Source organism: Rahnella bonaserana (assembly GCF_019049675.1).
Lineage (GTDB): Bacteria > Pseudomonadota > Gammaproteobacteria > Enterobacterales > Enterobacteriaceae > Rahnella > Rahnella bonaserana.
Genome location: NZ_JAFMOW010000056.1, coordinates 157,606 through 178,886 on the forward strand (window position 1 = coordinate 157,606; position 21,281 = coordinate 178,886).

At 54.1% G+C, this 21,281-nt stretch carries 18 protein-coding genes and 1 pseudogene; 12 read left to right on the top strand and 7 right to left on the bottom strand.

Annotated elements, in window-relative coordinates:
- Nucleotides 1–53 precede the first annotated feature (53 nt).
- The gene (locus tag J1778_RS06785) at nucleotides 54–1,571 is read left to right on the top strand and encodes a M16 family metallopeptidase (RefSeq protein WP_217172524.1); all 1,518 of its coding nucleotides are present in this window, start codon (nucleotides 54–56) and stop codon (nucleotides 1,569–1,571) included.
- Nucleotides 1,572–2,035: 464 nt separating this feature from the next.
- Here the strand turns inward: J1778_RS06785 and kdgK are convergent, their stop codons facing one another.
- Both kdgK and J1778_RS06795 read right to left on the bottom strand, forming a co-directional pair.
- Nucleotides 2,036–2,974, bottom strand: a complete 939-nt coding sequence (gene kdgK, locus J1778_RS06790) for a 2-dehydro-3-deoxygluconokinase (protein ID WP_217172525.1) — start codon at nucleotides 2,972–2,974, stop codon at nucleotides 2,036–2,038.
- A gap of 192 nt (nucleotides 2,975–3,166) precedes the next feature.
- The gene (locus J1778_RS06795; protein WP_284006203.1) at nucleotides 3,167–3,391 is read right to left on the bottom strand and encodes a 2-hydroxymuconate tautomerase family protein; all 225 of its coding nucleotides are present in this window, start codon (nucleotides 3,389–3,391) and stop codon (nucleotides 3,167–3,169) included.
- A 303-nt stretch (nucleotides 3,392–3,694) separates the two neighbouring features.
- Here J1778_RS06795 and pdeH point away from each other — a divergent pair, with 303 nt between their 5' ends.
- Nucleotides 3,695–4,471, top strand: a complete 777-nt coding sequence (gene pdeH / locus J1778_RS06800) for a cyclic-guanylate-specific phosphodiesterase (RefSeq protein ID WP_217172527.1) — start codon at nucleotides 3,695–3,697, stop codon at nucleotides 4,469–4,471.
- A 212-nt stretch (nucleotides 4,472–4,683) separates the two neighbouring features.
- Nucleotides 4,684–6,738, top strand: coding sequence for an AsmA family protein (locus J1778_RS06805; RefSeq protein ID WP_217172528.1), 2,055 nt, complete (start codon nucleotides 4,684–4,686; stop codon nucleotides 6,736–6,738).
- 69 nt (nucleotides 6,739–6,807) lie between these two features.
- Here the strand turns inward: J1778_RS06805 and J1778_RS06810 are convergent, their stop codons facing one another.
- The 4 genes from J1778_RS06810 to J1778_RS06825 form a co-directional block, all read right to left on the bottom strand.
- Nucleotides 6,808–7,575 (bottom strand): CDP-diacylglycerol diphosphatase, encoded by a 768-nt coding sequence (locus tag J1778_RS06810; RefSeq protein ID WP_217172529.1) that lies wholly within the window; start codon nucleotides 7,573–7,575, stop codon nucleotides 6,808–6,810.
- Nucleotides 7,576–7,633: 58 nt separating this feature from the next.
- The gene (locus J1778_RS06815) at nucleotides 7,634–8,956 is read right to left on the bottom strand and encodes an MFS transporter (RefSeq protein WP_217172530.1); all 1,323 of its coding nucleotides are present in this window, start codon (nucleotides 8,954–8,956) and stop codon (nucleotides 7,634–7,636) included.
- Nucleotides 8,957–9,243: 287 nt separating this feature from the next.
- Entirely contained in the window at nucleotides 9,244–10,368 is a 1,125-nt protein-coding gene (gene yhjD / locus J1778_RS06820) for an inner membrane protein YhjD (protein ID WP_217172531.1), read from the bottom strand.
- A gap of 84 nt (nucleotides 10,369–10,452) precedes the next feature.
- On the bottom strand, nucleotides 10,453–11,352 hold the full coding sequence (locus tag J1778_RS06825) for a LysR family transcriptional regulator (protein WP_217172532.1): 900 nt from the start codon (nucleotides 11,350–11,352) through the stop codon (nucleotides 10,453–10,455).
- Between the two features lie 126 nt (nucleotides 11,353–11,478).
- Between J1778_RS06825 and J1778_RS06830 the strand changes: the two genes are divergently transcribed.
- Nucleotides 11,479–12,237: an SDR family NAD(P)-dependent oxidoreductase gene (locus J1778_RS06830; RefSeq protein WP_217172533.1), complete on the top strand. Its 759-nt coding sequence runs from the start codon at nucleotides 11,479–11,481 to the stop codon at nucleotides 12,235–12,237.
- Nucleotides 12,238–12,239: 2 nt separating this feature from the next.
- On the opposite strand, the gene J1778_RS06835 is transcribed toward J1778_RS06830, so the two are convergent.
- Complete coding sequence (locus tag J1778_RS06835; RefSeq protein ID WP_217172534.1) at nucleotides 12,240–12,986, bottom strand: flagellar brake protein; 747 nt, start codon at nucleotides 12,984–12,986, stop codon at nucleotides 12,240–12,242.
- Between the two features lie 329 nt (nucleotides 12,987–13,315).
- On the opposite strand from J1778_RS06835, the gene J1778_RS06840 reads away from it, so the two are divergent.
- The 8 genes and pseudogenes from J1778_RS06840 to J1778_RS24935 form a co-directional block, all read left to right on the top strand.
- On the top strand, nucleotides 13,316–13,912 hold the full coding sequence (locus J1778_RS06840) for a cytochrome b (RefSeq protein WP_217172535.1): 597 nt from the start codon (nucleotides 13,316–13,318) through the stop codon (nucleotides 13,910–13,912).
- A 31-nt stretch (nucleotides 13,913–13,943) separates the two neighbouring features.
- A complete protein-coding gene (locus J1778_RS06845; protein ID WP_132966499.1) occupies nucleotides 13,944–14,486 on the top strand; it encodes a tetratricopeptide repeat protein in 543 nt (180 codons plus the stop codon).
- An 80-nt stretch (nucleotides 14,487–14,566) separates the two neighbouring features.
- Nucleotides 14,567–15,022, top strand: coding sequence for a sigma-70 family RNA polymerase sigma factor (locus J1778_RS06850; protein ID WP_338019638.1), 456 nt, complete (start codon nucleotides 14,567–14,569; stop codon nucleotides 15,020–15,022).
- Nucleotides 15,019–15,795, top strand: coding sequence for an anti-sigma factor family protein (locus J1778_RS06855; RefSeq protein WP_217172536.1), 777 nt, complete (start codon nucleotides 15,019–15,021; stop codon nucleotides 15,793–15,795). The genes J1778_RS06850 and J1778_RS06855 overlap by 4 nt, the downstream gene beginning before the upstream one ends.
- 303 nt (nucleotides 15,796–16,098) lie before the next feature.
- Nucleotides 16,099–17,748: a malate:quinone oxidoreductase gene (locus tag J1778_RS06860; RefSeq protein WP_217172537.1), complete on the top strand. Its 1,650-nt coding sequence runs from the start codon at nucleotides 16,099–16,101 to the stop codon at nucleotides 17,746–17,748.
- Nucleotides 17,749–17,933: 185 nt separating this feature from the next.
- Entirely contained in the window at nucleotides 17,934–20,261 is a 2,328-nt protein-coding gene (locus J1778_RS06865; RefSeq protein ID WP_217172538.1) for a type VI secretion system Vgr family protein, read from the top strand.
- Nucleotides 20,262–21,089 carry a DUF4123 domain-containing protein gene (locus J1778_RS06870; protein WP_217172539.1) on the top strand — a complete coding sequence of 276 codons (828 nt, stop codon included), beginning with the start codon at nucleotides 20,262–20,264 and terminating at the stop codon, nucleotides 21,087–21,089.
- A 42-nt stretch (nucleotides 21,090–21,131) separates the two neighbouring features.
- A pseudogene (locus J1778_RS24935) lies at nucleotides 21,132–21,275 on the top strand (DUF3304 domain-containing protein); the annotation flags it as partial.
- Nucleotides 21,276–21,281 lie beyond the last annotated feature (6 nt).

Genomic DNA, 21,281 nt, shown 5'->3' on the forward strand with positions numbered 1-21,281 from the left:
ACACCGGCAGGACAGCAAATTTAAAATTAGATTGTCATTACGTAGGGGTTCACATGCAGGGCACCAAAATCCGTTTACTCATTGGTGGATTGTTGCTGGCAGCAGCCGCAAGTCATGTGCAAGCTGAAGCATTACAGCCTGATCCTGCCTGGCAGCAGGGGAAGCTGGACAATGGATTTACCTGGCAGTTGCTGACTACGCCGCAGCGCCCGAGCGATCGTATCGAATTACGCCTGGTGGTTCGCACCGGCTCGCTGGCAGAATCTGCTCAGCAATCGGGCTATGCCCATTTCCTTCCGCGTCTGGCACTGATGCACAGCGAAGGATTCAGCACGTCTCAGTTACAGTCTTTATGGCAGCAGGGTATCAATCCGCAGCGCCCGCTGCCGCCGGCTGTCAGTTCTTATGACTTCACAATCTATAATCTGAGCCTGCCAAATAACCGTCCTGATCTGATGAAGGATGCGCTGAACTGGCTGGCGAATACCGCCGGTAAAATTTCTGTGACACCAGCGCTGGTAAGCGCCGCGCGTCAGGAATCTCAGGATCCGGTGGGCTCATTACCTCAAAATACGCAGGATGCCTGGTGGCGTGCGCGTATGGCCGGTTCGACCCTGGTCGGGCACAGTCCGGATCAGTTGCCGACAAAACCTGTCAATATCGAAGCATTAACCCGGTTCTATCATCAGTGGTATACCCCTGATGCGATGACGCTGTTTGTGGTCGGGAATGTGGATGGTCGTGGTCTTAGCGAACAAATCAACCGGACTTTCTCTGTTCTGAAAGGCAGCCGTCAGACACCACAAACCTTGCCGACGCTCTCTGAAGTCACAACCAAATCCATGACCGTGATGGATGAAAATCTGACTCAGGATCGTCTCTCATTAATGTGGGACAACGCCTGGCAGCCGATTCAGGATTCACAGGCGCTTTCCGCGTACTGGCGCAGTGATTTAGCCCGCGAGGCGCTGTTCTGGCATTTGCAGGAAGCCCTGAAAACCGCATTCGAAAATAAGAAAGATGCCACCACACCGGGCCCGTCACTGGGCTTTGACTGTAACGTGCAGTATCAGCGCGCCCAGTGTGCTATCCGTATCGAAGCCCCACAAGCGAAGCTTGCCGAGCTGTTTAAGCGTTTATCCGAAGAGTTGCTGGTTGTGCGTGATAAGGGCATTTCACAGGCCGAGTTTGATGCGCTGATTGCACAGAAGAACGATCAGCTGAGCAAGCTTTTCGCGACCTACGCCCGGACTGATACCGATGTGCTGATGAGCCAGCGTTTGCGTTCACAGCAGAACGGCGTCGTGGATATTGCGCCGGAACAGTACCAGCAGTTGCGTCAGCAGTTCCTTACCACGCTGACGTTGCCGGTGCTGAATCAGGAGCTGAAACAACAGCTTTCCCGCGAACCTGCCATGCTGATTGCACAACCGAAAGGTGAGCCTGAATTGAATGCAGGTGAACTGCGGGCGGTGTATGACAAAGTGATGGCACCGTCGGAGGCCGCTCCGGCAGCGGATGTACCTGCAGCCGAGGTGCCGGCGGCATCGGCGGCGACGAGTGCGCAATAAGGGAGAATCCCTTATTTATTCCCGGTTGGGATGGGTGAAAGTTTCGGTTTTTTAAGTGCAGCGCTCACTTAACTCACCGCGCCGAAACCGATAAAGAGAGGAAAGTGTTTTTCCTCTCTTTAATCTCTCCTCGCTTTTTCACTCCGCGCTATCGCTCGCTGGCTATGTTTCAGCAACCGCAGTGACAGGCTGGAAATCTTGCCGCTGCGCGGTACCTTTGCTCGGGTTTCGAGCCATAGGTCTCGAACCTCTCGCGCAGCAAGCTTTCTGAAACGCCCGTACGATCTTAAATTCAAAACCAATATGCTTTTAGAAAGTTAAAAATGGCGTGATCAAAAATCCTGCTGAACGGAGCGGTTTCGGCGCAGCGAGTTAAGTGATCACTGCAATTAAGTGATCACTGCAATAAAGAAACCGAAATACCCACGGTCAATTTTGGCAGCCCCACTGCAAGTGAAAAACCGTTATCCCCGCCCCGGCATAAACGCCATCGGAATGATCGCCCCGCGATGCTGGATAACGGTGCTCGCCGTCTCATGCCCGCGCACAGCCGCTTCCACCGCACTTCCGCCGGTGAGTCTCACTGCTAAATACCCGGCGCTGAAGGAATCTCCTGCGGCGGTCGTATCGATGACTTTCTCTTTCGGCAATTTTACCGCTGGCACATCGTGCTGCTCGCCTTCGGCGCTGGACACGATGCAGCTGTCGGCTCCGCGTTTTACCACCACTTCGCTGACGCCCAGCGCGTGGGTGCGTGCGATCACTTCCTCATACGGCTTCTGACCCCACAACATATCTTCATCGTCGAGCGTCAGGAAAGCGATATCCGTGCAGGAAAGCATCGCGTTATACGCGGCCTGTGTCCGTTCTTTGCTGGCCCACAGACGCGGACGATAGTTGTTGTCGAAAATGACTTTGCCACCGCGTGAACGGCAGGCTTTCAGCAGGGTCATCAGGCGGTCACGGCTTTCATCGTTAAGGATGGCCAGGCTGATGCCGCTCAGGTAGAGATAATCGAATTCTGCCAGTTTCTGACAAATCTCTTCGGATTGCGGGCTGTCGAGCCAGTAGCGCGCGGCGGCATCATTGCGCCAGTAGTAAAAAGTGCGCTCGCCGGTGTCGTCGGTTTCAATCACATAAAGGCCAGGCAGTTTGTTTTCCAGACGCTGAGTCAGATCTGTATTCACGCCTTCCTGCTGCCACGCCTGTAACATCTCATTGCTGAAACTGTCGGTGCCGAGCGCGGTAACGTAATGCACGTTCAGCGCATCAGGGGAAACCTGGCGGGAAATATAAACAGACGTATTCAGCGTGTCGCCACCAAAACCACGGTGGAGGGCATCGCCTTTCTGAGATAATTCGATCATGCATTCGCCGATTACGGCAATGTTTTTGCGGGTCATTGTACCTGGCCTATGTCTGAAGCATTAAAACGAAAGGAAAGAAAAGACCGTCATTATTGCGCTCTAGTCTCTTCATAAGAATGCGGTCAGTCAAATAAATTAAAACGAGGTTTTATTTTTTTATGCGGCAGGCAAAAAAACGGAGTAAAAATGAAGGGAAATGTGGAAGCGCAACACTTCCACCTGAAGCATCTACTTATTTTCCTGGCGCAGTTCGGTGACAGGACGTCCACCCAGCCCCCAGTTATCGGTGTCGATCTCGTCAATAATCACTGTGGTCGTGGCCGGATTCTTACCCAGCGTATCCACCAGTAATTGCGTTACACCGGCGATCAGCGCTTTCTTCTGCTCGGCTGTCGCACCATCGCGAGTGATTTTGATATTAACGTAAGGCATTTCTCTCTCCGGATTGTGAATAAGGCGTAAACAAAATGTTTCCTCCCTGCCAATGTAAAGCGTGCAGAAAGGAACTTCCAGCCTGGTTTTCGGATTTTTTATGCGCAAATCTCGCAGAGAAATGCGGAGTGATTAAAGTTTCCGCGCGTTACGCCGATAGATAACTCTACTAATGAAAGCCAGGAAACCGGGCTACTTTGCCGCCATGAAACGTCGTGCTTCCCTGAAGTCCGGTCTGTAGACATGGATCCCATTGTAGTCACGCAACACATGTTGCCGCATGTCCCCTGATGATCTGATTCTTATTCATGACGGCAGAAAAATATGATAACTAAGATGATGTTAGGGCTGATTACGCCTTCTTTTACCGCGATTGAACGCGTAAAAGCACAGTCTTACTGGCGTCAGTGTCAGAGAGTGTACCGTTTTCAGCCCATTTATCGCACGACAGGAAAGCTGTTGGGGATTGAATTGCTGACCGGGGTTTTCCACCCGGCGAATCCGCACAAATTTATTTCTCCCGAAGAATATTTTGTTGCGATAGCCGTGGGCAAGCGTCTGCAAATCGTGCAGGAGCAACTCGACCTGTTGCAGCGCTGGCAAAGTCTGTTCATCGACCATGAATTACTGGCTTCTATCAACGTCGATGGTCAGGTGCTGGAAATGCTGCAATCTGACACGGCACTGCGTGCGCAAATCAGCGCGATGCCATACGTGCGTTTTGAACTGGTCGAAAGTGCTGAAAATGCGCTGAGTATTCCGTTGTCGCAAATTGAGCAATCTGACCGTTTATGGCTCGACGATTTCGGTCAGGGGATCGCAAACTTTTCCTCTTTCACCACCTGGCACTACGAATACATCAAAATCGCCCGCGATTTGTTTATTCTTTTGGGACAGAGTGAAGAAGGCTCGCGCCTGTTTTATACGCTGGTGACGCTGATGAACCGCTACAGCAAAGGCGTAATCATTGAAGGGGTCGAAACGGCCTCGGAATGGGCGATGGTCTGTAATTCCGATGCGCTCGCCGCTCAGGGCTATTATCTGGCGCGGCCGACGATGTTCGACAATCTTGATAACCTGCCAATACATTTCAAAGGATAATGGATCACACCTTACCCGCTGAGGCGAAGTCTCAAATTGCCCGGTGCACAAAGGGGGTGTGATTCATTGTTACTCTGTTGATTTAAATAATTTTATAGTCATCTCTCCTGCCTCGTTTTTCTTCTTTTTCACACGCCGGTTCCGGCAAAATGTGACAAATTCAACTATGGTTAAACACTGGGATTCGTTAACTGTCTGAAAGGAACAGCTTTATGACGCGCACAGGTAAAGTGATCTCCTGGGTTGTGGGCATCATTGTGATTCTGTTGATCGCTGTCGTGATTTTCATCGCGACCTTCGACTGGAACCGCCTCAAACCTACCATTAATGAAAAGGTCAGCGCTGAACTGAACCGTACTTTTGCCATTCGCGGCAATTTAGGGGTGGACTGGTCGCGTCAGAAAGATGAGGCGGGCTGGCGGGCGTGGGTTCCGTGGCCGCACATTCATGCCGAAGATATCGTGCTCGGTAACCCTGCCGACGTCCAGACCGGCGAAAAAGACGCGCAGATGGTGAAACTTGCCCGTGTGGACGCCAGTATTGCGCCGCTCGCGCTGCTGCATAAAGAAGTCCTTATTCCGCGTATCTGGCTGAAACAGCCGGATGCTTCGCTGTTACGTCTCGATAATGGCAAAAATAACTGGACGTTTAATCTCGCCAACAGCGACACCAAGGATCCGGCGCAACCGCCTTCCGCCTGGTCATTCACCCTCAATGACATCGTGTTTGACCGCGGACAAATCGATTATAAAGACGCGAAAATGAAAGCTGATTTCCGCGCTGTGATTGATCCGCTGGGCAAACCGCTGCCGTTTACCGAAGTGGTCGGCGATAAAAAAGACGCGGCAAAATCCAAAACGCCGCCGTACGTTTTTGGCTGGAAAGTTGACGGTAAATACAACGGCGAATCGCTCTCCGGCAGCGGTAAAATCGGCGGTATGCTGGCGCTGAAAGACCCGGATGCGTTGTTCCCGTTGCAGGCCGATGTACGTTCAGGCAACACGCGGGTAGCGGTGACCGGGACCTTGCAGGATGCGATGAACCTTGGCGGTCTGGATTTACGCCTGAAATTCTCCGGCCAGACGCTGTCTGATTTGTACGGTCTGACCGGTGTGCTGCTGCCGCAAACGCCGCCGTATTCTACTGACGGACATTTATCGGCGACGTTGCATGGCAAAAACGGCGCGATTTACCGTTATCAGAACTTTAACGGCGAAATTGGCGACAGCGACATCTACGGTTCCCTGACCTATCAGGCCAGCAAACCACGGCCGAAACTGACCGGCGAGGTGGTATCCAAACAACTGCGCTTTGCCGATCTGGCTCCGCTGATTGGTGCGGATTCCAACAAAGATAAAGCGAAACGTGGGGAAACCACCCGCCAGCCGGCGGATAAAGTGCTGCCGGTGGAGAAATTCGACACCAAGAGCTGGCGCGTGATGGATGCTGATGTGAAGTTCAGCGCCAAACGCATCGAGCACGGTAAATCCCTGCCGCTGAGTGATTTAAGCACTCATCTGAAGCTGAACGACGGTGAAATTCTGCTCGATCCGCTGCGTTTCGGTGTGGCGGGCGGGAACCTGAATTCAACGATCCGTCTGGAAGGGGATAAATCGCCAATGCAGGCGCGTGCTGACATTCATGCCCGTAAGCTGAAACTGAAACAGCTGCTGCCAAGCGTGCAGTCGATGGAGCGCAGTCTGGGCGACCTGAACGGTGACGCCACGCTGACCGGCACCGGCAATTCAGTCGCGGCGCTTCTGGGCACCAGCAACGGTGATATGAAAATTCTCATCAACGACGGCGTGATCAGCCGTGGTCTGATGGAACTGGCAGGCCTGAACGTGGGTAACTACGTGGTCAGTAAACTGTTTGGCGATGACGAAGTGGCCATCAACTGTGCGGCTGCCAACGTCAACGTGAGGAACGGACTGGTCACGCCACGGCTGTTTGTGTTCGATACCGAGAACGCGGTCATCAACATCACCGGTAACACGAATATGGCGACCGAGCGACTGGATTTATCGATTAACCCGGAAAGTAAGGGCGTGCGTATTCTGACATTGCGTTCACCATTGTACGTTCGCGGTACCTACAAAAATCCGGATGCCGGCGTGAAACCGGGGCCGCTGATTGCCCGTGGTGCCGCGGCTGTGGCGCTCGGCGCGGTGGTTGCTCCGGCCGCGGCATTACTTGCCCTGATTTCTCCAAGCGACAATGAAGAAAACCAGTGCGGCCCGATATTGCAGCAGATGAAAGAGAAGTAATCGTGTTGGATATACTCCTCCCCGTGCGAAGGGGAAGGAGCTAACCCTGCGCGCCTTCCGGCATCAGAATTACTGAGGCACGGGATCCAGGACCATACACTTGTGGTCCTGGATCTCCTCGGTCGAGGCATTATTGAGTTTCAGTAAATCGCGCTCGCTGGCGAGCAGCAGGAAATCGCCGCCCGGCAGAGTGACCATCGCCATTCCGAAATGCCCCATCTTTTTATCTGCTTCCGGTACACCTTCAGCCAGAAGCCGGAAAGCGCCTTTCTCATTCAGTTCTGCCTGTGTCACTTTGCGCGCCAGATAGGTGTGTCCGAGCAACTTATCCGGCAACTCCTGCCAGTTATATCCCATCTGCGCACCATCTTTACTTAGCGTGGTTTTCACCTGTGGCAGAAGGCAGGAAATATGGATATGCAGCTGGTTCTGCGAGCGGCCATATTGCGAGTTAATCGCCAGAGAGACATTGCTGTCATCAATCGGTTTACCGTATTTATCCGCCATAAAATGCCGCGCATTCCACGCCTGACTGAAAAAGTTCGGTGTTGCCGGTTCCAGTAAAGCAGGGCTTTCCATACCGGTGATCCGCGCGGTGGGCATCAGCAGATATTGCAGTGGTCCGTTCAGGTCTTTCATCACCACAAAACCTTGTTGTTCATCGACCTGCGCGCAGGGTTCAGGTTTGCCCGTGCTTTGCTGATTTGGCACGCATTTTTTACTGATGATGTTCCACAGGGCGTTGGGATTGGAGGTGTGAGGCCAGAAATACCAAAAGGCCGCGGCAATCACGATAAGCAGGATCAGAACAGGCAGGATAAATCGTCGTAAGCGCATAAGAAACCTTCGCTGAAGACACCATGCCGGGCGCATACCGGGCATGGTGTCGGGTCAGTTACAGTGACTGATGGGCGGTTTCTTTGGACAACAGCAGCGCGATCAGGGTCAGCGTTGCCATCGAGGCCAGATAAACGCCCACATAGAACAACCCGTAATGAGTTGCCAGCCAGGTGGCGATATACGGCGCGACGGACGCACCCAGTATCGAAGACACATTATAGGAGAAGGATGCGCCGGTATAGCGAACTTCTGTCGGGAAAAGTTCCGGCAGCAGTGCGCCCATCGGACCGAAAGTCAGCCCCATCACCATAAAGCCGCACAGCAGGAACACCATCACCAGCGCCTGTGAACCGGCACCCAGAATGGTCGGGAAGCACAGGGCGAAGACGATCATCAGCAGCGTAATGCAAATCATGGTTTTGCGGCGGCCAAACTTATCAGCCAGCTGACCGGCAACCGGCACCATCACGCCGAAACCGACCACGCCAATCATCAGCATCAGCAGGAATTCGTTACGCGGAATGCCCAGCCCGACCGGCTTTGCCGCCGTGCCGTAACCCAGCGAATACACGGTCATGATGTAGAACAGCGTATAGGTCGCGACCATGATGAAAGTGCCGAGCAGCGTTGCTTTTTTGTATTTGGTGAACAGCGTGCCGATGGGCACTTTTACCTGTTTACCGGCTTTGGCGATTTTGGCGAACACCGGCGTTTCGTGCAGGGAAACACGCACGTACAGGCCGACAATCACCAGAACCGCTGACAGCAGAAATGGCACGCGCCAGCCCCAGGAAATGAACTGTTCATCAGTCAGCAGCCATGACAGCAGCAGGAACATGCCGTTGGCGAAGAAGAAGCCGATCGGCGCGCCAAGCTGCGGGAAAGAACCGTACAGCGCGCGTTTCTTCGCCGGAGCATTCTCGGTGGCGAGCAGCGCCGCGCCACCCCATTCACCGCCCAGTCCCAGACCCTGACCAAAGCGCGCCAGCGCCAGCAGTAACGGTGCGAAGACGCCAATCGTCGCGTAGGTCGGCAGCAGGCCGATCACCACGGTGGACACGCCCATGGTCAGCAAAGAGGCCACAAGGGTGACTTTACGCCCGACGCGGTCGCCGAAGTGACCGAACAGCGCAGAGCCGATAGGACGTGCAATGAACGCGATAGCGAAGGTGGCGAGAGACTGCAGCGTGGCGGCAGTCGGATCACCCTGCGGGAAGAAAATGTGCGGGAAAACAATTACCGCGGCGGTGGCGTAGATGTAAAAGTCGAAGAATTCGATGGCCGTACCGATGAGCGATGCCACGATGACTTTGCCGCGGGAGTTCTGACTCACCAGGTTGGCGTCAGCTTCTAATTCTGGAGTGATAGTGGCTTGCATAAGTGTTTCTTATTTGTAATGAGTGGGAGGGATCTAATGTAAATAAATGTATATCGAAAAGGCATCTTATGCAGTGCAGGGCGGTATTTCAACGCAGCGGAAGCCCTGAAAAAGGGCGTTAAAAGCCGGATCGGGGGAAAGTTTTATCAGGGCGGGATTTCGCCAATCATAAGTTTGGCGAATGGTTAAAAGGCAGAGTAACTGACTGCAAAACCGCGAAATAAAAGTACGGCTCTCAGTCAGTTATTCTGGTTTTTAGGTCAGCGCCAAGCCTGATTTAGCATTATTCACTGCTTTATAACTTCATTGTCAGGATTAACTGCGGATATATGCATTTCATCTGGCACGATGAGGTTGTCCGGCGTGTATTCACTGTCGTTTCCGGTAGCCGTTTTCTTTGCATCTGCGGCTTTTTGCTTGTGATCCGGCATCGGCGGGTCATCTTTGTATTTTGCCGTCGCTATCCACGCAGCGACAAATAACGTCAGACGGGCGAAGAAATAGAAGAAAGCCATCAGCCCGATGACCGATCCGAACGCCGCGCCGGAAGGCGAAGTCGCCAGTTTCGGCAGCGTCATGGTCATCACGAATTTGATCACTTCAAAGCCAATCGCCGCCAGCAGTGTCCCGCGCAGCAGTGCTTTTTTACGTGGCTTGTGGCGCGGCAGCATCCAGAAAATCCACAGGAACAGCAAATAGTTGGCGGCAATCGAAATCACCAGCGTGATGCTGGTCATCACTGGGCGCAGCCAGTCGATGCCGCCAAGACCCAGTGCATCGACAATGGTTTTTTGCGCAGCCCCGGCAATCGAGGTCAGCGACAGCGTGATAATCAGCGCCAGCACCAGCCCCGTCAGAGAAATAAAGTCGCGGATGTAACGGCGGTAAATCTTTTCCTGATCCTGCGGATTACGTTCCCAGACATCACGCGATTGTGCGCGGATTGCCTCACGCAGATTCCCCATCCAGCTGATGCCGGAATACAGCGCAATCAGCAAACCGGATAATCCCACGGCGGTACGCTGCTGGATGGCGGTGTTCACCGTGCTTTTCAGCGTGTTCGCCAGATTCGGATCGCTGATGCTGTTAACGATTTTGTTGATCAGCTCCGCCAGCAGGTCGGGATTTGAGGCCAGCACAAAACCGACGGCGGCGAAGGACACCATCAGGATCGGGATCAGCGACAGAAAGGAGAAATAGGTAATGGCCGCGCCAAACTGGCTGCCAAGACGGTCATTAAAGCGCTCAGTAGCGCGCAGAAGATGGGCGACCCAGCCCCACGACTGAACGTGTTCCACCAGTCGTGAAAATCTGCCGATGTTTTTATCCACCGTGGAATTACCGGTTTTGATATTAATCAGCGGCTCGGGTTTTTCCTGTGTATCAGGTTCTTGTTTAGAAATGATGGGCATTGATCCATGTTGTCCTTAAAAGTGCATCCGGCTTTAAGTATAGACGCCTGAGCCGCGGCGACTAAGTCGCGACGGTTTAAGCGGTCAGGCAATGAACGTTTGAGTGATGTCGGTCAGCCAGTCCATAAACACTTTCACCCGGCGTGAAAGGTTCAGACGGTGCGGATAAACCAGCGTCACCGGCATTGGCGGCGCGCGAAATTGCGGCAAAATACTCACCAGCTGACCGCCTGCCAGCGCGTCACGTACGCCGAGCAGCGGTGCCTGAATAATGCCCAGTCCGGCCAGACAGGCTGAGACGTAGGTTTCGGTACTGTTGACCGTCACTGCGCCGCCGCTTTTAACCATTTTCACCTGCTTACCGTCGAGATATTCAAACGCGGACGTATGGCTGCCGAGAATTTGTTCGTAATGGACCATCGCGTGCTGCGCCAGCTGGTCAGGGTGATCAGGCGTGCCGTAACGACGCAGATAACCGGGACTGGCACAGTTCACCACGCTGAGTTGTCCGAGCGGGCGGGCAATCAGGCCGGAATCTTTCAGCGTGCCTGTGCGGATCACGCAATCGAACCCTTCGCGCACCACATCCACACGATGATCGGTACAGCTCAGCTCGATTTCCAGTGCAGGATAACGGTTGAGGAATTCGGCCAGGCGCGGCAGCACCAGATTGGTCGCCATGCCGGTGGTCATATCAACCCGTAACCGCCCGCTGACGCTGGCCGGATTGGACTGAAACATCGACTCCAGTTCCTCCATGTTGGCCAGCAACTCTTTACAGCGCTGATAAAACACCTGCCCGTCCTGCGTCAGCTGCACGCGGCGCGTGGAGCGGTGCAGCAGGCGTGCCGACATCCGCGTTTCCAGCTGCTGAACCAGCCGCGACACACTGCCTTTCGGCAAACCAAGACTTTCTGCCGCACGGGTAAAATTACTCAGCTCCGCCACACGCACGAAGACCTGCATTGATTGAATTTTATCCACATTTTGCCCGATTGTTGTTGGTTCTGAGACAGTGAAACTCATTATGAATCATTTATCGCGCTCAGGTAATCCAATAGGCTATGTTTCAACCGATGTATCAGTGTCAAAAAGCCAAAGAGGTCCCAAATGAATCGTAAAATCGCTATTGTGACGGGCGGAAGCCGTGGATTAGGCAAGAATGCCATTGAAAAGCTGGCAAAAAACAACGTTGATATCATTCTGACTTACCACAGCCAGGCGGATGCGGCGCAGGCGGTGGTGCAATCGGTCGACGCGCTGGGTGGAAAAGCCGTTGCGCTGCAACTGAACACCGGCGAGTCAGGCAGCTTTGACGCTTTTGTGGCGCAGGTAAAAACTCAGCTGCAACATGTCTGGCAACGCGACACTTTTGATTTTCTGGTGAACAATGCCGGTGTGGGTCTGCACGAGTCTTTTGCGGATACCACCGAAGAACAGTTTGACCTGATGATGAACGTCCACCTGAAAGGGCCGTTCTTCCTGACTCAGAAACTGCTGCCGCTGATGGCAGACGGTGGCCGCATTCTGAATGTTTCCAGCGGACTGGCGCGCTTTGCGCTGCCGGGCTCTTCGGCTTACGCCATCATGAAAGGCGCGATTGAAGTGCTGACCCGTTATCAGGCGAAAGAACTGGGCGCACGGGGCATTACCGCTAACGTGCTGGCGCCTGGCGCGATTGAAACGGATTTCAGCGGCGGTATGGTGCGCGATAATCCTGAAGTGAACAAAATTGTCTCTGGCAATACTGCACTGGGACGCGCCGGTTTACCGGATGATATTGGCGGGATGGTGGCGATGATGCTGAGCGATGAAGCCGGCTGGATGACCGCCCAGCGCGTCGAGGCTTCAGGCGGTATGTTTATCTAACCTTAATCGTACTGGAAACGTTTTGCTTTCATATGCTGCTGTTTTTCCAGCTCGAAAATAGCCCGTTGCAGGTCACGTTCCTGCGCGGGCGATAAATTTGGAAACTTAAAGCTCAGCCGCTGCGTGCTGACGGTTTCACCTTTATTGCTCACCGATTTACGCGGCATCGCGCCGATGTACTGCAAATCCACTTTGAATTTCCCAAGCTCAGCCAGTTCGATCAGGGAATCTTTCAGTAATGCGCCTGAACTGATTTCCGGCGGCGTCATGCCGTCAATCTCCAGCCCCAGTCCGCCAAGAGAAATATCCCTCACGCGATAAGCAAAGTCCGTGGTGTCCGGCAGTTTTCCGCTGCAACGATAATCCGGCAGCCACGGCACATTCACGCGGAAATACTCACGACGCTGAATGGAATACAACACAGGCGGGACATCACAGGTGAAAGTGGGCAATCCTTCATAGGTTACCTGACGGACTTTACTGCATGAGAATTCGACCTTTGCGCCCGCCGGTTCTGCCACAAAATTTAATGTATCGGCTTCCATTGCCAGACCATTTTCATAATCTGAGCTGCCGAGATCGAACAGGAACTGATGGTTGTCAGCATCGACGTCCAGAATTTTGCTGATAAATTGCCCGCGGGAATGGCTGACCATGACCAGCGTCTGGTTCTTCTTCAGGTCACGCAGAACGGACAAGATTGCCAGCGTGTTCCGCTTCGCAAACGACTCTTTAGATACTTCGCTCACCTGCCACACCTCATAAGGAATAAATGCAATATTATGGCGCAGCCGTCGACGTATAAGGCGCCCAATACGGATTATCGGCCACTCAGAACAAAACTTTATCGCGTAATAACGTGGTTTTTGACCGGCCCAAAGGGAAATTGTGCGCCGCCGGGCGCTGTTTGCGCGTCCCTGATTTATATATAGGCTATCTTTGTGCGTTCTGACGTATCTTTTCTCCTGCGTCTTTATCATTTCAGGCATATCAGACGAAAATTATTTTCCCTCACACCGAATAGAAAGCGGGGCTCAGGTGTTTACCTTTATATCGAACACTGACGGGCACTTTTTCAATGCAACGATCCAACTCAACTTCAGCGCCATCTCCGGTTCTTCGCAGCCGTTACGACGGACTGACTATTCTCCTGCACTGGCTGACGGCGCTGGCGGTGATTTTTCTGTTTGCCAGCGCGCACATCTGGGAAGTGCTGGAGCGTGGCACGCCGCTGCGCAAAGGGCTGCAATCGGTGCATATCTCGGTCGGGATTTTGCTGGCGGCGATTATCACCGGGCGTCTTTTGTGGCGCTTATTTACCGTCAGTACCGGCCGCAGCAAACAGCAACCGGTCGCCATGCCGGCGCTGATGAAAGCCGCCGCGCATCTGACACATCTGGCGCTCTATTTGTTGCTGGTCGCGCAAATCATTCTGGGCTTTTTATTCCGCTGGTCGCAGGCTGAACCGTTCTATTTCTTCGGTTTATTCCCCATTCCTGACGTATTCAATTTCGACAGTGTGATGACCAAAACTTTCGGCTCACTGCATAACAACGTGGCCTGGGCGCTGATCATCATTGCGGGCGTGCATGCGCTGGCGGCGCTGTTTCACCATTACGTTCTCCGCGACGGCATTTTGCGCCGCATGTTACCGGGCAGCGCAGGCCGCCCGTAAGTCATCCGTTAATCCCCTACAGGACATCATCATGAAGACAAAAACGGTAATACAGGCGCTGTCGGTTGTGTGTCTGGCTGGCAATCTGCTGTTTTTCAGCGCGGCAGCGAATGCGATGGGCGACGATTCCGACGCGAAGAAAACGCCGGATTGCCCGAAAGGACAAATCTATGACAGCAAAACCAAAAGCTGCATGGTGGATAAAGGCAGCATGATTTCCGATCAGGATAAAACGCAGTACGCCTATCATCTGGCGAAAACCGGGCGTTATCAGGAAGCGCTGACCGTGCTGGATACGCTCAAAGACCAGAACACCAAAGAAGCCTGGAATTATCGCGGCTACGCCACCCGTAAACTGGGGCGCACCGACGAAGGCATCAGCTATTATCAGAAGTCGATTGCGATTGACGCGAATTATGCCAAAGTCCGGGAATATCTCGGCGAGGCTTATATGATTAAAGGACGTCCTGATCTCGCCAAAGCCCAGCTGGCGACCATCAAAGGCTTATGCGGCACCGGTTGCGAAGAATACCGCGACCTGAGCGCCGCCATCGACGGCCACCCGGAATCCTGATCACGGAGAAACAATAAATTTCACCGGCAGACTTACGTTCTGAACTGAGCCAGTGCCTGTCACGTTTGTGGCGCTACGCGATGGTGTTATCGCGCAAGCACGATGTGGCAGACGATCTGGTGCAATCCACCTGCGTGCGGGCGCTGGAACGCTGCGCGCAGGTGGCCGACAGCACCGGCGTGGATCGCTGGCTCTTTTCTATTCTGCACTCCATATGGGTTAACGAACTCAGGGCGCAGCACGTTCGTCAGGGGCAGGGATTTGCGGATGTTGATGAAACGGAGGCACCGGCTGACACGTTGTCTTTCGAAGACCGTCACTGGCATACGCAGGTTATGCAGCGGGTGAACAGGCTGCCGGAAGCGCAGCGCAACGCGGTGTTTCTGGTGTACGTCGAAGGTTTTACCTATCAGGAGGCGGCAATGACGCTGAGTGTGCCCGCCGGCACCATCATGAGCCGTCTGGCGGCCGCACGACTGACGCTGGCGAAAGATGCCGGTGCCGTCTCACAACCGCAGCAGGGAGAGAAAAAATGACCCGTGAAGTCCTGTCTGCACCTTATTCCGATGAAATACTGGTGGCTTATCTCGACAATCAGTTAAGCGAAACGCAGCGCGCAAAATTTGATGCACAACTGGCGCAGGATGATGTGCTGGCGCAGCGGCTGGCGCAGATGTCGTGCAGCAATTTACCCTTCCACGACGCGTTCGGCGCGATGTTGCAGGAAGCGCCGGTCGGTAAATTACAGGCCGCTCTGGAGGCTATTCCTGATACTCCGGCTGCCGGTTCACCTAAGTTCAGCCGCCGCGCATTGCTCGCCGCTTCCGTCAGTTTTCTGGCTGTCGGGCTGCTGGTCGGGCGTTATTCGACGCTTTTTACGTCCGACGATAACTGGCGTGCGCGCGTGGCGGATTACATGTCGCTGTATACCGCGCAGACACTGGCTGATGTGTATGATTCTGCTGAACAGCAAAAAATCCAGCTGGCGCGGGTGCAAAATACCTTAGGCATCGCGCTGAGTCCGGCGGCGCTGGCGGTGCAGGGGGCAGACCTGAAAGATGCGCGCATGCTGCATTACGACGACTATGACATCGCTCAAATCACCTATCTGGATGTGCGCTACGGCCCGATGGCGCTGTGTATAACGCGCAGCGAACACCGTGACAATACGGCGCAGCAGAGTGAAATCCGTCGCGGAATGAACGTGGTTTACTGGCGCAACGCCGGTTACAACTTCATGCTGATCGGCCACACTCCGGCACCGGCTCTGGCCGCGCATGCCGCGGCTTTGCAGGCGAATCTGGCCTGAGTAATTTCGTCACGTCACTAACTTATGTAATTATTTAAAGTATTAAACTATTTTTAATGCACGTAACGACAATGTTAAATTGTTTACGAAATCTCGATAATATGAGTATTCGGTAACATTTATGTGGTTGAGTTGTCGTTTTGCGCCGCGGTTTTCGTTACTCCCCATTATTGTCCTTTCATACTCTGTGGAAATAATCGCTTATTTCCCACCGCACCGGGTTGTTGATTTCGTTTATCCAGGGGAAATCTGGATAGCTTTCACCTGCAAAACTAAAACTAAACATTCAGAGAAACAGACGTCATGAGAAAGATACTCGCCATGATCCTCTGCCTTAACGTGGTTGCATTCAGCCAGTCAGCGTTGGCAGAAGATGAAAAGCCCGTTGATGTGTTACTGATCGGCGGCGGCATTATGAGCGCGACGCTGGGGACATACCTTCAGGAATTAGAGCCAGACTGGTCAATCGACATGGTTGAGCGCCTCGACGGCGTGGCGCTGGAAAGCTCCAACGGCTGGAACAACGCCGGTACCGGCCACTCTGCACTGGCGGAAATGAACTACACGCCGGAAAAAGCCGACGGCAGCATCGACATTTCCAAAGCCGTTGAAATTAACGAATCTTTCCAGATTTCCCGTCAGTTCTGGACCTATCAGGTTGAGAACGGCGTGCTGCACAACCCGCGTTCCTTCATCAACAGCACGCCGCACATGAGCTTCGTGTGGGGTGACGACAACATCAATTTCCTGCGTAAACGTTTTGCGGCATTGCAGCAAAGCACGCTGTTCCGCGGCATGGAATATTCAGAAGACCCGGCGCAAATCAAACAGTGGATCCCGCTGGTGATGGAAGGGCGTGACCCGGCGCAGAAAGTCGCCGCGACCCGCATTCCGATCGGTACCGACGTCAACTTCGGTGAAATCACCCGTCAGCTGGTGGCCTCATTGCAGAAGAAACCTAACTTCTCGCTGAGCCTCGGCCATGAAGTGCGCGACATCAAACGTAACCCGGATAACACCTGGAACGTGACCGTTGCCGACCTGAAAAATGGCGACAAAGAAAGCGTCATCAAAGCGAAATTCGTGTTTATCGGCGCAGGCGGCGCGTCCCTGACGTTGCTGCAAAAATCCGGCATTCCGGAAGCAGATAACTACGGCGGCTTCCCGGTCGGCGGCGAATTCCTGGTGACTGAGAACCCTGACGTGGTGAAACGCCATCTGGCGAAAGTGTACGGTAAAGCGTCTGTCGGTTCACCGCCGATGTCCGTACCGCACCTCGACACCCGTATTCTGGATGGCAAACAGGTTCTGCTGTTCGGGCCGTTCGCGACCTTCTCCAGCAAATTCCTGAAAAACGGTTCCCTGTGGGATCTGTTCGGCAGCGTGAATTTCTCCAACATCATGCCGATGACCCACGTAGGTATCGACAACTTCGATCTGGTGAAATATCTGGTCAGCCAGGTAATGTTGTCCGACGATGACCGCTTCGATGCGTTACGTGAATACTTCCCGGATGCGAAGAAAGAAGACTGGCGTCTGTGGGAAGCGGGCCAGCGTGTGCAGATCATCAAAAAAGATGAGAAAGAAGGCGGCGTTCTGCGTCTCGGCACCGAAGTGGTCAGCTCCAAAGACGGCAGCATTACCGCACTGCTGGGTGCTTCTCCGGGCGCATCCACCGCGGCACCGATCATGCTGCACCTGATGGAAAAAGTGTTTAAAGACAAAGTCGCGACGCCAGAATGGCAGGCCAAACTGAAGGCAATCATCCCTTCTTACGGCACCGAACTGAACGGCAACGTGGCCGCGACCGAGAAAGAACTGGGCGACACCAGCCGCGTTCTGATGCTCGACAACCCGCAGCCAAAAGCGGCGGAACCGGCTCCGGCAGCGGACAATTCTTCAGCCCCTAAAAAGGGTGAAGAACAGAAGCAGGTTGCAGACGTCGCGTTGTAATCTGATTCCGTAAAAAGTGATCGTAAAGGCGCGGGAAACTGCGCCTTTTTTCTTCATATCCCTTCATATATCTCTTTGTGAATACGTAAATTCCATTAAACTGTGCCCACAATTTCACCATGTGAATACAGTCTCCTCACCCTCCGAAAAGCAGGATGCTTTTCACATGCCAACCAGGGACCGGAATGGATACACTTTCCCGCTACTCACTTGATATCTGGAACAGCCCTTACAGTCTGGACGTGCTGAACTTTCGCGGCGAGGAACAGCTCAGCGAGACTTTTTCCTACACCGTTGACGTCACCTGCCCCGAACCGGATATCGACGCCGCGCAGATGCTGCGCCAGTTCGCCAGCTTCACTATGGGCACGCCTTTCCAGCCGGAACGCGTCGTGTACGGCGTTATCCGTGACTTTCAGCGCCTGTCGACCTCCGCCGATGAAACCCTGTACCGCCTCGAACTGGTGCCGCGCCTGCGGCTGCTGGAAAACAGCACCAACAGCTTTATTTTTCAGAATCAGTCGGTGCCTGAAGTGGCGGAATTTATCCTGCGCAAGCACGGGCTCGAGGGGCAGGATTTTGAGTTTCGCCTCAGCCACACCTACCCCGACCGCGAACTCATCACCCAGTGGGGCGAAACCGACCTGCAGTTTATAAAACGCATTCTGGCCGAGGTCGGTATCTGGTTTCGCTTTGAGGCGGACACCCGCCTGACGTGTGAAAAGGTGCTGTTCGGCGACGGGCCGGAGCAGTACCAGTTTGGCGTGACCCTGCCGTACTGCGAGCCGTCGGGGATGAGCGACGGCCACGCCGAAAGCGTCTGGGGGCTGAAAATCCACTGGAACGCCGTGACCGGCAAAATCTTCAAACGCGATTATAACTACCGCGAAGCGACCACGCCGCTTGACGCCAGCGCGCAGGTGCGAAGCGCCGCGCCGGTGACCGGAGAAAGCTACCTGTACGCCCGACCCTACCGCGAGGCCGGTGAGGACGTGGACGCCGCCGCTGAAACCGGCGCGTTCTACGCCCGCATCCGCCATGAACGTAAGCTGAATCATCAGTGCCGCATCTTTGCCCGCACCACCGGCAGCGGGCTGGCGCCGGGTCAGGTGCTGGAGCCGCAGGCCTATCCGTTCAGCGACCTGCCGGACGGCATCCTCATTACCCGCATCGTCGCCAAAGGCTCACGCACCGAACATTTTCGCCTCAATATCTGGGGGATGGCGTACCGCGAAACGATTTGCTTCCGTCCCGAACCACCGGCGCGGCCGGTGCTCAGCGGCACGATACCGGCGCGGGTGGAAAGCCCGACCAAAGGCGACACCTACGCGTGGCTGGATAATCAGGGGCGTTACCGCGTACGGATTGACGGCGACCGCGCGTCGGCGGATGCCGGTTATGCGTACCTGTGGGTGCGCCTCGCCAAACCCTACGGCGGTGACGGCTACGGCTGGCATATGCCGCTGACCGACGGCACCGAAGTGGCGATTGCCTTTGACGGCGGCGACCCCGACCGGCCGTATATCGCCGCCGCGCTGCACGACTCTGAACATCCCGACCACGTGACCGAAAGGAACCACACCCGCAACGTCCTGCGCACCCCGTCCAATAACAAGCTGCGGATGGAGGACCGGCGCGGTGAGGAGCACATCAAGCTCGCCACCGAATACGGCAAAACCCAGCTGAATAGCGGGCATATCGTGGATGCGCAAAACGTGCCGCGCGGGCAAGGTTTTGAGCTGCGCACCGATGAACGCGGCGTCCTGCGCGGCGGCAGGGGCGTCTTTCTCAGCGCGGACGCCCAGCCGCAGGCGCAGGGTCAGGTGCTGGATAACAGCGCGGCGATGGCTGAAATCGACTACCTGCAGCGTCAGGTGAAAGCCCTCAGCCAGGCCGCCGCCGAAGCCAGCGCGCTGGAGGCCGACATCGCGGCGCAAATCGCCATGTTCAGCGAACGGCTGAAGCCGATAAATCAGGTGGTGCTGGCCAGCGCGCCACAAGGGATTGCACTGACCAGCGGCGAACATATGCAGCTGGCCGCCGCCAAAAACATGATACTGAACGCCGGTAACAATGCGGATATCGGGGTGATTAAGAACCTGACCGTCAACACCGGTGAGGAAATGGGCCTCTTTGCGCTGAAGGGTGAGATGAGCCTGAAGGCCAGCGAAGGCAGGGTCGACGTTCAGGCGCAGAACAACCGGCTGGCGCTTGCGGCGGGCAAAAAAGTGAGCATCACGGCGGTGGACGGCGACATCCTGTTCAGCGCGAAAAAGCGCATCACGCTGATTGGTGGCGGCAGCTACCTCATCCTGCAGGACGGCAAAATTGAGTACGGCACGGCCGGTGAATATTTCAGGAAAACGCCGCACACGGTGCTGACGGTGGCGAATCCGGTGCGGCTGAAAATGCCCATGCTGCCGGGACAGTATCCTGAGCTTAAAAACAAGATTTGTATCGAATGCTTACTTAACGCCATCAAAGCCAACGATGCCATCGTACAGGGAGCGTAAATGATCGAGTCAACAGCATTAGCAGAGTTCGCAGCTGAAACAGAGAACGGTTATTTTTATTTATTGTTAGAAGGTGGAGCGCAGGAAACGTCAGAATTTGAGGCCTTTTACACGCTCAATGCTTCGGAAATGTATTCTTTATACCTCCATCCGCAACTCGCCGAGTTTAAAAATTACGGGCCGTGGCTGCAGGCGGTGAAAAATAACAATGAACTCACACAAAAGATAAAGGACACACCCGGCGTTGTGGGTGTGATTGCGACTAAATCCTGCCTTTCAGGAGCACTTGCGGCGCAACTTTCTTATGCCTGCACAGTGATTGGCCCGGATGACACCACTGCACTGATTCGCTTTTATACCCGACAGGTGATCAGTCTGCTCGCGCAATGCGGTGAACAGGAATGGCACACCTTTCTGTTCAGGAATATCACCCGGTGGTGGGCACCTTTAGAAGGGGGCTGGCAGCCTGTTCCTCTGCTGGCATCTACTGCAGAAAATCCACGGGATCATGCCGTCAGGATAAATGAAGAAATCTGGCAACAGATTATGGATGAACCCGAAGTCGGTGCGATTTTAACCCAGTGGCAGAAAATGCCTGCCAGTCAGCATTTCCCTCCCTGTTCGCAGCGCGACATGGTGATTAAAGCACTGGAAAAAGCACGGCTGGCCGGAATGCCCGCAGGCGTCGACAGCAAACTGTATGCACTTTATTACCTTAATGGCGGTAAGAAAATACTGGAATCCGAAGGAATGCTGACGATGTTGCAAAAAGTGAGCGAGGGGGAAGCATCGTTGGTGAAAATTTTAACTGAATACTCTGTAGATTAAATAAGGAAATTACATGCAAGGACGGGCTGATTATTCTCTAATCCAGAATGCAAATGGGGAAAAGTTGATTTGCACGTTCATTTCCTCCCCGGAGATAAAGTTTTATTAGGGTGGAGTGACAATGCCTGGTCACCTTATGAAAAACATCCGGGCAAGGATAATAAATTACCAGCGGCAGATATTTGATTCCGT

Excerpts from the sequence above, each read along its gene's own strand:
- J1778_RS06785 (WP_217172524.1), top strand. The coding sequence starts at position 54 with ATGCAGGGCACCAAAATCCGTTTACTCATTGGTGGATTGTTGCTGGCA.
- kdgK (WP_217172525.1), bottom strand. The coding sequence starts at position 2,974 with ATGACCCGCAAAAACATTGCCGTAATCGGCGAATGCATGATCGAATTA.
- pdeH (WP_217172527.1), top strand. The coding sequence starts at position 3,695 with ATGATAACTAAGATGATGTTAGGGCTGATTACGCCTTCTTTTACCGCG.
- J1778_RS06805 (WP_217172528.1), top strand. The coding sequence starts at position 4,684 with ATGACGCGCACAGGTAAAGTGATCTCCTGGGTTGTGGGCATCATTGTG.
- J1778_RS06810 (WP_217172529.1), bottom strand. The coding sequence starts at position 7,575 with ATGCGCTTACGACGATTTATCCTGCCTGTTCTGATCCTGCTTATCGTG.
- J1778_RS06815 (WP_217172530.1), bottom strand. The coding sequence starts at position 8,956 with ATGCAAGCCACTATCACTCCAGAATTAGAAGCTGACGCCAACCTGGTG.
- yhjD (WP_217172531.1), bottom strand. The coding sequence starts at position 10,368 with ATGCCCATCATTTCTAAACAAGAACCTGATACACAGGAAAAACCCGAG.
- J1778_RS06830 (WP_217172533.1), top strand. The coding sequence starts at position 11,479 with ATGAATCGTAAAATCGCTATTGTGACGGGCGGAAGCCGTGGATTAGGC.
- J1778_RS06840 (WP_217172535.1), top strand. The coding sequence starts at position 13,316 with ATGCAACGATCCAACTCAACTTCAGCGCCATCTCCGGTTCTTCGCAGC.
- J1778_RS06845 (WP_132966499.1), top strand. The coding sequence starts at position 13,944 with ATGAAGACAAAAACGGTAATACAGGCGCTGTCGGTTGTGTGTCTGGCT.
- J1778_RS06850 (WP_338019638.1), top strand. The coding sequence starts at position 14,567 with ATGGTGTTATCGCGCAAGCACGATGTGGCAGACGATCTGGTGCAATCC.
- J1778_RS06855 (WP_217172536.1), top strand. The coding sequence starts at position 15,019 with ATGACCCGTGAAGTCCTGTCTGCACCTTATTCCGATGAAATACTGGTG.
- J1778_RS06860 (WP_217172537.1), top strand. The coding sequence starts at position 16,099 with ATGAGAAAGATACTCGCCATGATCCTCTGCCTTAACGTGGTTGCATTC.
- J1778_RS06865 (WP_217172538.1), top strand. The coding sequence starts at position 17,934 with ATGGATACACTTTCCCGCTACTCACTTGATATCTGGAACAGCCCTTAC.
- J1778_RS06870 (WP_217172539.1), top strand. The coding sequence starts at position 20,262 with ATGATCGAGTCAACAGCATTAGCAGAGTTCGCAGCTGAAACAGAGAAC.